Origin of the sequence: Streptomyces sp. NPDC050842 (assembly GCF_044456565.1) — a bacterium.
In the GTDB taxonomy this organism is placed as follows: Bacteria; Actinomycetota; Actinomycetes; order Streptomycetales; family Streptomycetaceae; genus Streptomyces.
The window spans coordinates 772,486-785,056 of record NZ_JBITGA010000001.1 but is presented as its reverse complement, the minus strand read 5'-3'; the positions used below and the strand labels follow the sequence as shown (position 1 = coordinate 785,056).

The window sequence follows — 12,571 nt, the reverse complement described above, 5'->3', positions numbered from 1 at the left end:
GGTGCCCTCCCTCGCTCCGTCCCCGTCGCTTCCGGTGAATCGCCCCTGCTCAGGTGGTACGGACGCCGGGCCGTGCGCATCCTTGGCCGGCGGAGGGCGCGCCGTCTGTTCGGGCGGACCTGCTCCCTTTGATGATCGCCGCCGAGGAACGCGGGAACGCCTGTGGACCGTCGACGGCGACAGGCTCGGGGGGAGCGGACATGACCATGCGGACGAACGAGGTGCCGCCCGGGGGACGGACCAGGCGCACCCTGGCCACGACGGGGGCGACCCTGGTCACCCTCTGTTCGCTCGTCTCCGGATGTGTCTTCTCCGGGGACGAGGGCGAGGCCATGGACGTCGTCTGGGACACTCCTGCGGACCGCAAGGCCGAACCGCAGGGTGAGGGGGCCTGGCTGTCCGGTGACACGCTGGTCCGCAGTCGCTTCGACGCGGTGAGCGGGTTCGACGCGCGTACGGGAAAGCGGAGTTGGGAGTACGTGCCGCCCGGCCGCTCGGCGGTCTGCCACGCCACGGCCGACACCGACGGCTCGGTTCTGGTCCTCACCCGCGACGGGGACGGCGCTTCCGCCTCGGCCAAGGGCAAGCCCTGCGCCACCGCCGTCGCGATCGACATGAAGGACGGCCGCGAGCTCTGGAAGGCCCCTCTCGGCGAGCCGGACCCGCCCCGATTGCAGCACTCCTCGGTGTCCGCCGGCAGCGGTGTCGCCGTGCTCCTCCAGAAGGACGACCTGCACGCCGTGGACGTGCGCACCGGGAAGTCCCGCTGGAAGGCGGCCCTCCCCAAGGACTGCGTCCCGGGCAGGACCGCCGTGGCCGAGCGCCAGGTCGCCGCCCTCCTCGCCTGCGGCGGCACCGACAACATCTGGGGCGACAAGGTCACGGAAGACGCCGAACTGCACGTCGCCACCTTCGATCCGGCCACCGGCGCGCTCGTGTGGTCCGCCCCTCTCGGCGGCCGACGCGCCATCCTCTGGGACGCCAGTGCGGAGTTCGTCTCGGCCGATCCGGTGGTCGTGGCGGCCTCGGAGAGCAATGACTCCGAGGCCGGGGCCTACCTCTCCTTCGGCAGGAACGGCCGCCCGAACCCTCCGATCGATTTCAGCGGTCCCTACGGCGAGATCGAGTTCCACGACCGCCTCAGGGCCGCGGCGGACGGCGACAGGCTCTACCTCCTGCCCCGCCACCGGAAGGTCGACCGCCTGACCGTCTTCGACCTGGCCACCGGTGCCGCCGTCTGGGGCGGCACCCGCCACGACGACCTCTACGAAGGCGACTCCGGGTACCAACTCGTCCTGCAGGACGGGAAACTCACCCTCCTCACCTCGCACCGCCGCGACCCCTACCGCCTCCACGACTTCGACCCCGCCACAGGCAAGCGACGCGAGGTCCGGGTCCTCCCCGACGACCTGGGCCCTGTGGACAAGCTCCTCACGTACGAGGGCCGGCTCATCGTCGCCCGCTACGACGCCTATTCGACAGGATCCAGGCCCTTCACGGCCTACGAACGTCGCTAGGCGTCGCGGGCGGCGGCCCCGCCCGGGACGTCCGTGCGGGCGGGGCCCGTCCGGTGCCGGCTGGGGCGGGTTCCGTAGACGCGTTTGAAGGCCACGCTCAGTCCGAAGGCGCTCCGGTAGCCGACCTGGCGGGCGATCGCGTCCACGGTGGCGTCGGTGCGCGCCAGCAGGTCGGCGGCGAGGGCGAGGCGCCAGCCCGTCAGGTAGGCCATGGGCGGTTCGCCCACGAGGTCACTGAAGCGACGGGCGAGGGTGGCGCGTGACACGCCGGTCTCCTCGGCGAGGGCGGCGACGGTCCACGGACGCGCGGGCCGGTCGTGGATCAGCCGTAGCGCCCTGCCCGCGACGGGGTCGCCGAGCGCCCGGTACCAGGCGGGCGGGTCGGCCTCCGGGCGGGAGAACCACTCCCGCAGCGTGGCCAGCAGCAACAGGTCCAGGAGTCGGTCGAGCACGGCCTGTTGTCCCGCGTCGTCGCGGTCGATCTCCCGGTCGGTGAGGTCCAGGATCGGGCCGAGCGTGCCGTCGTGGCGGACCACGAGCACCCGGGGCAGCCCCCTCAGCAGTCGTTCGGATACGCGGCCGTCGACCTGGTAGCTGCCCGTGAGCAGCACGGTCGAGCCGCCGTGGCCGTTCCCGCAGGTGCGGAGGCCGAGGATGACGTCGTCGCCGACGGACTCGCCGTCGCCGGTCGTGCAGCCGTCGGGGTGGACGACGTAGAAGGGCTGGGTGTCCGCACGGTCGTCGTCGGCGACCGTGAAGGGTTCCGTCCCGGACACGATGGCCACGTCGCCGCGGCCGAGGGCGACGGGCGGGGCGTCGCCGGGGACGACCCAGCCGGTGCCGCGCAGCATCGTGACGACGGCGAGCGGTGTCCCGGCGGTGAAGCGGACCGCCCAGGGCGGGGCGACGATGTTCCGGCTGAACAGGGCGCCGTCGGACCGCACTTCGTACAGGAGGCTCGCCAGGGGATCCACGCGGCGATCTTAGACGCTGAGACATCGAAGTGAGCGTGGAGGGCATTCCGTGACTCAGCGGTGCTCCGGTTGACTGATCACATGATGATCAAGACACGACCGATTCTGGTCCTCGGCGGTACGGGCAAGGCGGGACGCCGGGTGGTCTCCCGGCTTCGGTCGCTCGGTCACGAGGTGCGGGTGGCCTCCCGGCAGGGCGACGGGCCCGCCCGCTTCGACTGGACCGACGAGAACACGTGGGAGCCGGTGCTCGACGGCGTCGGCGCGGCCTATCTGATCGACTCGCAGCGCGACGACGCCGCGACGTCGATGCGGGTCTTCGGCAAGCTCGCCGCGGCGGGCGGTGTCGAGCGGCTCGTACTGCTGTCCCACCGCGACTGGCTGGCGTCCGAAGGTGAGGAGAAGCTTCCCTGCGAGCGCGCGGTGCGGGAGTCCGGCGCGGAGTGGACGATCCTCAAGCCGGCGTGGTTCATGCAGAACTTCAGCGAGGAGGGGTTCTTCCGGGGGCAGCTCCTCGAGGGCGAGGTCGTGCTGCCGACCGGGGACGGCGTCGAGCCGTTCGTCGATCTGGACGACGTCGCCGACGTGGCCGTGGCGGCCCTGACCGAGGCCGGCCACGCGGGGGAGGCGTACGAGCTGTCCGGGCCGCGGCTGCTGAGCCTGGGCGCGCTGAGCCGGGAGATCGGCGGGGCGACCGGCCGGGACATCGCCTACCGTCCCGTCTCACCGGCCGACTTCACGCGCTACGCCACGGGGAGAGGCTTGCCCGAGGAGGTCGCCGAGATGCTGAACCTCCTCCTCGGCTGGATCGGCGAGGGCCACTTCGCCCACCTCTCCGACGGAGTCCGGCGGGCGCTGGGCCGCGAGCCCCGCGACTTCGCCGACTTCGTCGCGAGGACCGCCGTGACCGGCGTCTGGCACGGCTGACGGAGCCGCGCGCGGGCTCAGGGGGTGTACGTGTACGGGGTCGTCGTGGAAAGCGTCAGGAAGCCCAGGCGCTGGAGGATGGGACGGCTCGTGTCCGCCGCGTCGACCTGGACGTAGCGGTGGCCGCGGGCCGCGGCGATGCGGACCCGGTGCGCGACGAGCGCGCGGTAGAGGCCGCGGCCACGCCAGGCCTCGACGGTGCCGCCGCCCCAGAGTCCGGCGAAGTCGGTGCCCGGGCAGAGTTCGAGGCGGGCCGCGCTGACGGGTTCGCCGGCCGCGACGGCGACGACAGCGGTGACCGTGTCCGGGTCGGCGGCGAGCCGGTCGAGGAGCTGACGGCCGATGTGGGAGCTGTCGGTGCCGAAGGCGCGTTCGTGGACCTCGACGACCTGGCGTACTCCGGCCTCGTCGGTGACGGCGTGGAGCTCGACGCCTTCGGGGAGCGGCACGTCCTGGGGCAGGGCGGCGGCTTCGGCGGCCATGAGGGTCTCGGGGTCCTCGGCGGTGAATCCGGCGGCGAGGAGGCGGTCCGCGAGGTCGGCGGGGCCGTCGTGTCCGTACAGCTTCCACTCGAAGGGGAGTCCGGCGGCGCGGTAGTGGGCGATCTGCGCGGCGATGGCGGCGTCGGCCCCGGCGGCGTCGAGACCGGACCAGAGGACGCCGTTCCAGGCGTGCGCGGGACCGGTCTGCCGGACGACGGGTCCGACGCGCTCGACGCGGCACCCGGGCCCGTCGGGGCGCGCCTCGCGGCGCAGCTGACGGTCGTAGAGGTCACGCAGGTGCTGGGGTTCCATGCGGGTCACTCCAGCACCGGGCCCGGCGCCCGGCAACAGGTTTTGCCTGGCCGGAGCGCCGGGCGCCGGGCGCCGGGCGCCGGGCCGTGGTGCTCCGCCGGTGCGGTCACGAGGTGGGGATGCCACGACGGCCTCGAAGGCGGAGGCGGTACGGGAGTGCTCGCCGGTCACCTTGACGGTGACGTGCTGGGCGGCGGTGGTGAGGGTCTTGCCGTGGCCGGGCGGCACGACGAGGCCGCCGCCCGGTCCGATGGCTGTGGCGGTCACGGGATGCCGGGTCCTCTCACCAGGTGACGGGCAGGGTCTCCGGGCCGCGGATGAGGGCGCCGCGCTGCCAGCGGAGCTGTTCCTCGGGGACGGCGAGGCGCAGGTTCGGGAACCGGGTCCACAGGGAGTCGAGGAGGATCTCCGACTCGATGCGGGCCAGGGCGGAGCCCGGGCAGTAGTGCGGGCCGTGGCCGAAGGCGACGTGCGGGTTGTAGCCGCGGTCGAAGTCGAGGCGCTCGGGCTCGGGGAAGACGTCCGGGTCGCGGTTGGCGGTCAGGTACGAGACGTAGACCGGCTCTCCTGCCGGGATGGTGACGCCACCGACGTCGACGTCCTCCAGGGCGATCCGGGAGAGGCCGACGGCGTTGCGGTGCGGGATGTAGCGGAGGAGCTCGTCGACCGCCTGCGGGAGGAGTTCGGGTTCGGCGCGCAGCCGGGCGAGGTGCTCCGGGTGGGTGAGCAGCGCGTACACCATGTTGGCGCTGTTGTTGCGGACGGCGTGGGCGCCGCCGATCTGGATGAGGACGGCGAGCCCGACGGCCTCGTGCTCGGTGAGGGCGTCCTCGTCGACGCCGTCGGCGAGGACGGCGGCGAGGGTCTCCTTGCCGGTGCCGTGGCTGCGGCCGACGAGTTCGGTGACGTACCGGCCCATCTCGGCCTTGGCCTGCTCGCCGGCCTCCCGTCCGGCGCCGGCGGAGATGATCGTGTCGGACCAGCGGGCCATGAGCGGCTGGTCGCCCTCGGGGACGCCCATGAGTGCGCTGACCATGGCGAGCGGGAAGGGGCGGTTGACGAGTTCCATGAGGTCGGCGGGGGCGCCGTGTTCCTCGACCCGGTCGAGGAGCCGGTCCATGACCTCCTGGGCGTGGCCGCGGAGCGCGGTCAGGGCGCGGGCGCTGAACGCGCGGGCGACGACGCGCCGCATCCGGGTGTGGTCCGGCGGGTCGGCGAAGCCGACGGCCCCTTCCATCGGGATGAAGTGCGGGGGGACGCGGGTGATGGAGCGACCCCAGACGGCCTGGCGGCTGAAGCGGGGGTCGACGGAGACGAACTTGACGTCCTCGTAGCGGGTGACGAGCCAGGCGTGGCCCTCGCCGTGCGGGAGCCGGACCCGGGTGACGGGGTCCTCGTGCAGCAGCTTGGCGAGCAGCGGGTCGAAGGCGAGGCCGGTGAGGTCGGGCACGGCCCAGAAGTGGACCTGAGGGGTGTCGGCGGTGTCGAGCGTGAACTGGGTGGACATGACGTTCACTTTTCCCCGCCATGTCACCCGACCGTTGTGATTCACCCGAAAGCACCCCAAGGTGTGATACCGGGGCGAATCACCCGGCCGGTGGGAGTGATCACGTCCCACCCCTTGCCAACCCCCCGGCCCCAGTGGTTTTACTGGCCCGCAAAGGATCTACCGAATGATCGGTAGTCCGTTTTACGACAGCGTGGACGACGGTACGGGTGAAGGAGCGGCGCATGCCGGATCTGACGGGACTGCTCGACAGCGGCGAACGGCTCGGGCGCGAGGAGCTGGCGGCGCTCCAGCTGGAGCGACTGCGCGCGACGCTGCGGCACGCGTACGAGAACGTGCCCTTCTACCGCGACTCCTTCGACGCGGCCGGGCTCTCCCCCGACGACTGCCGTACGCTCGCGGACCTCGCCCGCTTCCCCTTCACCGCCAAGTCCGACCTGCGCGACCACTACCCCTTCGGCATGTTCGCCGTCGACCAGTCCCAGGTGCGGCGGATCCATGCCTCCAGCGGCACCACCGGGCGGCCGACCGTTGTCGGCTACACGGACCGGGACCTCGACATTTGGGCGGACGTGGTGGCCCGCTCCCTGCGCGCCGCCGGGGCGCGCCCCGGGCACAAGGTCCATGTGGCGTACGGATACGGCCTGTTCACCGGCGGACTCGGCGCCCACTACGGCGCCGAGCGCCTCGGGTGCACGGTGATCCCCGCCTCGGGCGGCATGACGGCCCGGCAGGTGCAGCTCATCCAGGACTTCAAGCCCGAGATCATCATGGTGACCCCCTCGTACATGCTCACGCTGCTCGACGAGTTCGAGCGGCAGGGCGTGGATCCGCGCTCGACCTCCCTGAAGGTGGGTGTGTTCGGGGCCGAGCCGTGGACGGAGGCGATGCGGAAGGAGATCGAGGAGCGGTTCGCGATCGACGCGGTCGACATATACGGCCTGTCGGAGGTGATCGGCCCCGGCGTGGCGCAGGAGTGCGTGGAGACCAAGGACGGACTGCACATCTGGGAGGACCACTTCTACCCGGAGATCGTGGATCCGTTCACGGGTGAGGTGCTGCCGGACGGGGAGGAGGGAGAGCTCGTCTTCACCTCGCTGACCAAGGAGGCCATGCCGGTGATCCGCTACCGGACGCGCGATCTGACGCGGCTGCTGCCGGGGACGGCACGGGTGTTCCGGCGGATGGAGAAGGTCACCGGGCGCAGCGACGACATGATCATCCTGCGCGGGGTGAACCTCTTCCCCACCCAGATCGAGGAGATCGTCCTGCGGACGCCGTCCGTGGCCCCGCACTTCCAGCTCCGCCTCACCCGGGAGGGGCGGCTCGACGTCCTCACCGTACGGGCGGAGGCCCGGCCGGAGGCGACGGGCGAGCAGCGCACGGAGGCGGCCCGGGCGATCGCGGCGGCGGTCAAGGACGGGGTCGGGGTCTCGGTCGGGGTCGAGGTGGTCGACCCCGAGACGCTGGAACGGTCGGTGGGCAAGCTCCAGCGGATCGTGGACCTGCGGGAGCGGGGGGCCTGACGGCGCGGGACCTGGCGGGTGGGGGTGTCCGTCCCCGTCAGGTCCCCCTAAGGTCCCGTCAGGACTCCCCCGCCCCGCCGAAGCGGTCCCGCAGTTCGCGCTTGAGGATCTTGCCGCTCGCGTTGCGGGGCAGCTCCGGGGTGAAGTGGACGCGCTTCGGAGCCTTGAAGCCGACGAGCTTCTCGCGGGCGTGCGCGAGGAGTTCGGCCTCCGTGACCTCGCCGCGCGGCACGACGACGGCCGTGACCGCCTCGATCCAGCGCTCGTCGGGGAGGCCGATCACGGCGACCTCGGCGACGCCCGGGTGGGTGTAGAGGGCGTCCTCGACCTGCCGGGAGGCGACGAGCACGCCGCCGGAGTTGATGACGTCCTTCACCCGGTCGACGATGGTGAGGAAACCCTCGGCGTCGCGCACGGCGAGGTCGCCCGAGTGGAACCAGCCGCCCCGGAAGGCCGCCTTGGTCTCCTCCGGCTGGCGCCAGTAGCCGTCGCACAACTGCGCTGAGCGGTAGACGATCTCCCCTGCGGTGCCGTCGGGCACGTCCTTCCCGTCCTCGTCGACGACCCGGGCCTCGACATGGCGGACGGGCCGGCCGCAGGAGTCCATCCGGCCCTCGTGCTCGTCGGGTCCGAGGACGGTGGCGAGGGGGCCGATCTCGGACTGGCCGAAGCAGTTGTAGAACCGCAGTCCGGGCAGCCGCGCCCGCAGTCGTTCGAGGACGGGTACGGGCATGATCGAGGCCCCGTAGTAGGCCTTGCGCAGGGCGGACAGGTCCCGCCCGGCGAACTCCGGGTGGTTGGCGAGGCCGATCCAGACGGTCGGCGGCGCGAAGAAACTGTCCGCGCGGCCCGCCTCGATCAGGTCGAAGAGGACTGCCGGGTCGGGTCCGTCGACGATCGTGTTCTCCGCGCCGACCGCGAGGTAGGGCAGCAGGAAGACGTGCATCTGCGCCGAGTGGTAGAGCGGCAGCGCGTGTACGGGCCGGTCGCCCTCGCGCAGGTCGAGGGCCTCGACGGCGCTCGCGTACTCGTGGACGAGCGCGCGGTGCGTCATCATCGCGCCCTTGGGGAGGGCGGTGGTGCCCGAGGTGTAGAGGAGCTGCACGACCTCCCGGGCGTCTCGGTCGGGGTCGTACTCCTCCGGTACGGCGACCGCGTCGAGGAGCGAACCGGGCGCGTCCCGGAGGGCCTTGGCCGCGAAACCGTCCGGGACCCGGTCCGCGAGGGCGGGGTCGGCGAGGACGAGCGAGCTCTCCGACTGCTCCAGGAGGTACGCGAGGTCGTCGCCGGTCAGGTGGTGGTTGACCGGCACGTGGATCAGGTCGGCCCGCGCGCAGGCGAGGAACGCGATGAGGTAGGCGTCCGAGTTGTGGCCGTAGGTCGCGACGCGGGCGGACTCGGGGAGGCCGAGGTGGTGCGGCTCCCGCAGGAAGGCCGCTGCGGTGGAGACGGCCGCGTCCAGCTCGGCGTACGTCCAGGTCCGGTCGGCGTACCGGACGGCGATCCGGTCCGGGACGCGCTGGGCGCTCATGCGCAGGACGCCGTCGACGGTACGGCTGAGGAGTCGTTCCATGCGGTGATCCTGGGCGCGGAGCGGGCGGAAGGTCAAGTACCGGGCGCTACCCCGTACATGCTCGGAACCTCCCCCGACCTCGGATACCGAACGGGATGTTGACAAGGGGCCACGCAACTGCGTGCATGGTCCGACCCGCAGTGCTCATCCATCCGTTGGGAGGCACCTTGCACCTCCGCACCCGCCTGAAACACCTGGCACTCACCGGCGCGGCCCTCGCCGTCGTCACCGCCACGCTGCCCGGCGCGGCGGCGGCCGACTCCGGGGACCGGGGTCACCGGCCCTCCGACCGGGGCCTGTCGGCCGTCATCCGGTACACCGAGTACGGCATCCCGCACATCGTGGCGAAGGACTACGCGAACCTGGGCTTCGGCACGGGCTGGGCGCAGGCCGCCGACCAGGTCTGTGTCCTCGCCGACGGCTTCCTGACCGTCAACGGCGAACGCTCCCGGTACTTCGGTCCGGACGCCGCCCCGGACGGCTCGCTGTCCTCGGCCGCCACCAACGTGTCCAGCGATCTGTACTTCCGCGGCGTGAAGGACGCCGGGACGGTCGAGGAGCTGCTCCGGACCCCCGCGCCGGCCGGGCCGAGCGGCGACCTGAAGGAGCTGATGCGCGGCTGGGCGGCCGGCTACAACGCCTGGCTGCGGAAGAACCGGATCACGGACCCCGCCTGCGCCGACGCCGACTGGGTCCGCCCGGTCAGCGCGCTCGACGTGGCCCGGCGCGGCTTCGCCGTCTCGGTCCTCGGCGGACAGGGCCGGGCCGTCGACGGCATCACCGGCGCCCGGCCGCCCGCCGTTCCGCCGGCGACCGCTCCCCCGGCGATCGCTCCCCCGGCCGGAGCGGCCGGCGTGACCGGCACGGCACCCGATCCGGCGCGCACCGCGGAGGCGGCCCGCGCCCTGTTCGCCGCCGAGAACGCCACGATGGGCTCCAACGCCGTCGCGTTCTCCGGGGCCGCGACGGCCAACGGGCGCGGCCTGCTCCTGGGCAACCCGCACTATCCCTGGCAGGGCGGCCGCCGCTTCTGGCAGTCCCAGCAGACCATCCCGGGCGAGCTGAACGTCTCGGGCGCCTCGCTGCTCGGCACGACCGTCGTCAACATCGGCTTCAACGACAAGGTGGCCTGGAGCCACACCGTCGCCACCGGAGTCCCGCTCAACCTCCACCAGCTGACGCTCGCCCCGGGTGACCCGACCTCCTACCTGGTGGACGGCCGGCCGGAGCGGATGACCCCGCGCACGGTGTCCGTACCGGTCAAGGGCGGCGCCCCCGTCACCCGTACCCAGTGGTGGACGCGGTACGGCCCGGTCGTCGGCGGCCTCGGTGCGCAGCTCCCGCTGCCGTGGACGGTCACGACGGCGTACGCGCTCAACGACCCGAACGCGGCCAACCTGCGCGGTTCCGACACCGCGCTCGGCTTCGGCAAGGCGCGCTCGACGCGGGACGTCGCCGACACCCTGCGGCGCACGCAGGGGCTGCCGTGGGTCAACACGATCGCGGCGGACTCGGCCGGCCACTCCTATTTCAGCCAGTCGCAGGTGCTCCCCCGGATCACCGACGAGCTCGCCCAGCGCTGCTCGACGCCGCTGGGCCGAGCCACCTATCCGGCCTCGGGTGTGGCGGTGCTCGACGGCTCGCGCTCCGAGTGCGCGCTCGGCTCGGACCCGGACGCGGTCCAGCCGGGGGTCTTCGGCCCGGCGCGGATGCCGGTGCTGCGGGACACCCCGTACGTCGAGAACTCCAACGACAGCGCCTGGCTCACCCACGCCGACCGGCCGCTGACCGGCTACGAGCGGGTCTTCGGCACGATCGCCACCCAGCGCTCGCTGCGTACCCGGGGCGGTGTGGAGGACGTGGCGGCGATGGCCGACCGGGGGCGGCTCACGGTGGCCGACCTCCAGCGTCAGCAGTTCGCCAACCGGGCTCCGGCCGGTGACCTGGCGGCGGCCGACGTCGCCGCGGCCTGCCCCACGGCGTTGCCGGACGATCCCGAGGCGTGCCGGGCGATCGGGGCATGGGACCGGACGGTGAACGCGGAGAGCCGGGGCGCGCTGTTCTTCGACCGGTTCTGGCGGAAGTTCAGCGGTACGGTGCCGCCGGCCGAGCAGTGGAAGGTGCCGTTCTCGGCGGCGGACCCGGTCCGTACGCCGCACACGGTGAACACGGCGGCGCCGGGCTTCGCGAAGGCGCTGCGGGACGCGGCGGCTGAGCTGCGGGCGGCGGGGATCCCGCTGGACGCGCCGCTCGGCTCCCACCAGTTCGTCGTACGGAACGGGGAGCGGCTCCCGGTGAGCGGCGGGACCGAGTCGCTGGGCGTCTGGAACAAGACGGAGCCCGTGTGGAACGCGGCGGGCGGCGGCTACGTGGAGGTCGCGCACGGGACCAGCCACGTACAGGCGGTGGGCTGGGACGGGGGCCGGTGTCCGGTGGCCCGCACCCTGCTCTCGTACTCCCAGTCCTCGAACCCGGCGTCGCCGCACTACAGCGACCAGACCCGGCTGTACGCGGGCGAGCGCTGGGTGACCTCGCGGTTCTGCGAGAAGGACATCCTGCGCTCGCCGGCGCTGCGGGTGGTGGTCGTCAGGGGCTGACCCGGCCGTCCGGGAACCGAACAGGCCCTCAGGGGCTGAACGACAGGAACACGAAGGCGGCGAAGATCACGAGATGGACGCCGCCCTGGAGGAGGGTCGCCCGTCCGGGCACCACGGTCAGCGCGCTCACCACACCGGTGAGGACGAGCAGGACCATGTGGACCGGCCCCAGCCCGAGGACCAGGGGCCCGGACAGCCAGATCGAGGCGAGCGCGATCGCCGGAATCGTCAGACCGATGCTGGCGATCGCGGAGCCGTAGGCGAGGTTGAGGCTGGTCTGCATGCGGTCCCGGCGGGCCGCGCGGACGGCTGCGAGGGTCTCGGGCGCCAGCACCATCAGGGCGATGACGACACCGACGACCGCATTGGGCAGACCCGCCGACTCGACGCCGTCCTCGATGGTGGGCGAGACCAGCTTGGCGTTGCCGACGACGGCGACGAGGGCGAGGACGAGCAGGCCCAGGCTGGCCTGCGTCTCGCGCTTGCCCGGCGGGTCGGCGTGGTCGTCGGCCGACTCCTCGCCGGGCCGTGGGACGGGGAGGAAGTAGTCGCGGTGCCGGATGGTCTGTACGGCGACGAAGAGGCCGTACAGACAGAGGGAGGCGACGGCGGCGAAGGCGAGCTGCGCGGTGGAGAACTCGGGGCCGGGCTCACTCGTGGTGAAGGTCGGCAGGACGAGCGTCATCACGGCGAGGGTGCAGACCGTCGCGAGCGCGCCGCCGGAGCCCTCGGCGTTGAAGGCCGCGACGCGGGTGCGGAGCGTGCCGACGAGGAGGGACAGGCCGACGATGCCGTTACAGGTGATCATCACTGCGGCGAAGACGGTGTCGCGGGCGTACGTCGAGGTCTTCTCCCCGCCTCCCGCCATGAGGGTGACGATGAGTCCGACCTCGATGACGGTGACGGCGACGGCGAGGACGAGCGAGCCGTAGGGTTCGCCGACGCGGTGGGCGACGACTTCCGCGTGGTGGACGGCCGCGAGGACGGCGGCGATGAGGCAGACCGCGATGAGCGCGACGGCGAAGGCGGGGAGGTCACGCCCCCACGCCACGCCAAGCGCAAGCGCCGCCACCACCGGCCCCCAGGTGGTCCACTGCCTTGTCATTGACGCCGTGCTCGAACTCATGATCCGCATCCTGCCATAAACGGGGGTTTT

Annotated in this window: 9 protein-coding genes; 4 read left to right on the top strand and 5 right to left on the bottom strand. The window is 72.6% G+C overall.

Annotated features, from left to right (window positions below):
• Positions 1–200 precede the first annotated feature (200 nt).
• Positions 201–1,517, top strand: coding sequence for a PQQ-binding-like beta-propeller repeat protein (locus ACIBG6_RS03485; RefSeq protein WP_399220809.1), 1,317 nt, complete (start codon positions 201–203; stop codon positions 1,515–1,517).
• Here the strand turns inward: ACIBG6_RS03485 and ACIBG6_RS03480 are convergent.
• Complete coding sequence (locus ACIBG6_RS03480) at positions 1,514–2,491, bottom strand: cupin domain-containing protein (protein ID WP_399220808.1); 978 nt, start codon at positions 2,489–2,491, stop codon at positions 1,514–1,516. The genes ACIBG6_RS03485 and ACIBG6_RS03480 overlap by 4 nt on opposite strands.
• 81 nt (positions 2,492–2,572) lie before the next feature.
• Here ACIBG6_RS03480 and ACIBG6_RS03475 point away from each other — a divergent pair, with 81 nt between their 5' ends.
• A complete protein-coding gene (locus ACIBG6_RS03475; protein ID WP_399220807.1) occupies positions 2,573–3,418 on the top strand; it encodes an NAD(P)H-binding protein in 846 nt (281 codons plus the stop codon).
• A 17-nt stretch (positions 3,419–3,435) separates the two neighbouring features.
• Here ACIBG6_RS03475 and ACIBG6_RS03470 read toward each other — a convergent pair whose 3' ends face one another.
• Both ACIBG6_RS03470 and ACIBG6_RS03465 read right to left on the bottom strand, forming a co-directional pair.
• Positions 3,436–4,212 (bottom strand): GNAT family N-acetyltransferase, encoded by a 777-nt coding sequence (locus ACIBG6_RS03470; protein ID WP_399221173.1) that lies wholly within the window; start codon positions 4,210–4,212, stop codon positions 3,436–3,438.
• Positions 4,213–4,495: 283 nt separating this feature from the next.
• On the bottom strand, positions 4,496–5,719 hold the full coding sequence (locus tag ACIBG6_RS03465) for a cytochrome P450 (RefSeq protein WP_399220806.1): 1,224 nt from the start codon (positions 5,717–5,719) through the stop codon (positions 4,496–4,498).
• A 233-nt stretch (positions 5,720–5,952) separates the two neighbouring features.
• Here ACIBG6_RS03465 and paaK point away from each other — a divergent pair, with 233 nt between their 5' ends.
• Complete coding sequence (paaK, locus tag ACIBG6_RS03460; RefSeq protein ID WP_399221171.1) at positions 5,953–7,245, top strand: phenylacetate--CoA ligase PaaK; 1,293 nt, start codon at positions 5,953–5,955, stop codon at positions 7,243–7,245.
• Positions 7,246–7,303: 58 nt separating this feature from the next.
• Here the strand turns inward: paaK and ACIBG6_RS03455 are convergent, their stop codons facing one another.
• Positions 7,304–8,818: a fatty acyl-CoA synthetase gene (locus ACIBG6_RS03455; RefSeq protein ID WP_399220805.1), complete on the bottom strand. Its 1,515-nt coding sequence runs from the start codon at positions 8,816–8,818 to the stop codon at positions 7,304–7,306.
• Between the two features lie 167 nt (positions 8,819–8,985).
• Between ACIBG6_RS03455 and ACIBG6_RS03450 the strand changes: the two genes are divergently transcribed.
• The gene (locus tag ACIBG6_RS03450) at positions 8,986–11,415 is read left to right on the top strand and encodes a penicillin acylase family protein (RefSeq protein WP_399220804.1); all 2,430 of its coding nucleotides are present in this window, start codon (positions 8,986–8,988) and stop codon (positions 11,413–11,415) included.
• A gap of 28 nt (positions 11,416–11,443) precedes the next feature.
• On the opposite strand, the gene ACIBG6_RS03445 is transcribed toward ACIBG6_RS03450, so the two are convergent.
• Positions 11,444–12,520, bottom strand: coding sequence for a calcium:proton antiporter (locus ACIBG6_RS03445; RefSeq protein ID WP_399220803.1), 1,077 nt, complete (start codon positions 12,518–12,520; stop codon positions 11,444–11,446).
• Positions 12,521–12,571: the final 51 nt, after the last annotated feature.

Excerpts from the sequence above, each read along its gene's own strand:
- ACIBG6_RS03470 (WP_399221173.1), bottom strand. The coding sequence starts at position 4,212 with ATGGAACCCCAGCACCTGCGTGACCTCTACGACCGTCAGCTGCGCCGC.
- ACIBG6_RS03475 (WP_399220807.1), top strand. The coding sequence starts at position 2,573 with ATGATGATCAAGACACGACCGATTCTGGTCCTCGGCGGTACGGGCAAG.
- ACIBG6_RS03465 (WP_399220806.1), bottom strand. The coding sequence starts at position 5,719 with ATGTCCACCCAGTTCACGCTCGACACCGCCGACACCCCTCAGGTCCAC.
- ACIBG6_RS03485 (WP_399220809.1), top strand. The coding sequence starts at position 201 with ATGACCATGCGGACGAACGAGGTGCCGCCCGGGGGACGGACCAGGCGC.
- ACIBG6_RS03455 (WP_399220805.1), bottom strand. The coding sequence starts at position 8,818 with ATGGAACGACTCCTCAGCCGTACCGTCGACGGCGTCCTGCGCATGAGC.
- ACIBG6_RS03445 (WP_399220803.1), bottom strand. The coding sequence starts at position 12,520 with ATGACAAGGCAGTGGACCACCTGGGGGCCGGTGGTGGCGGCGCTTGCG.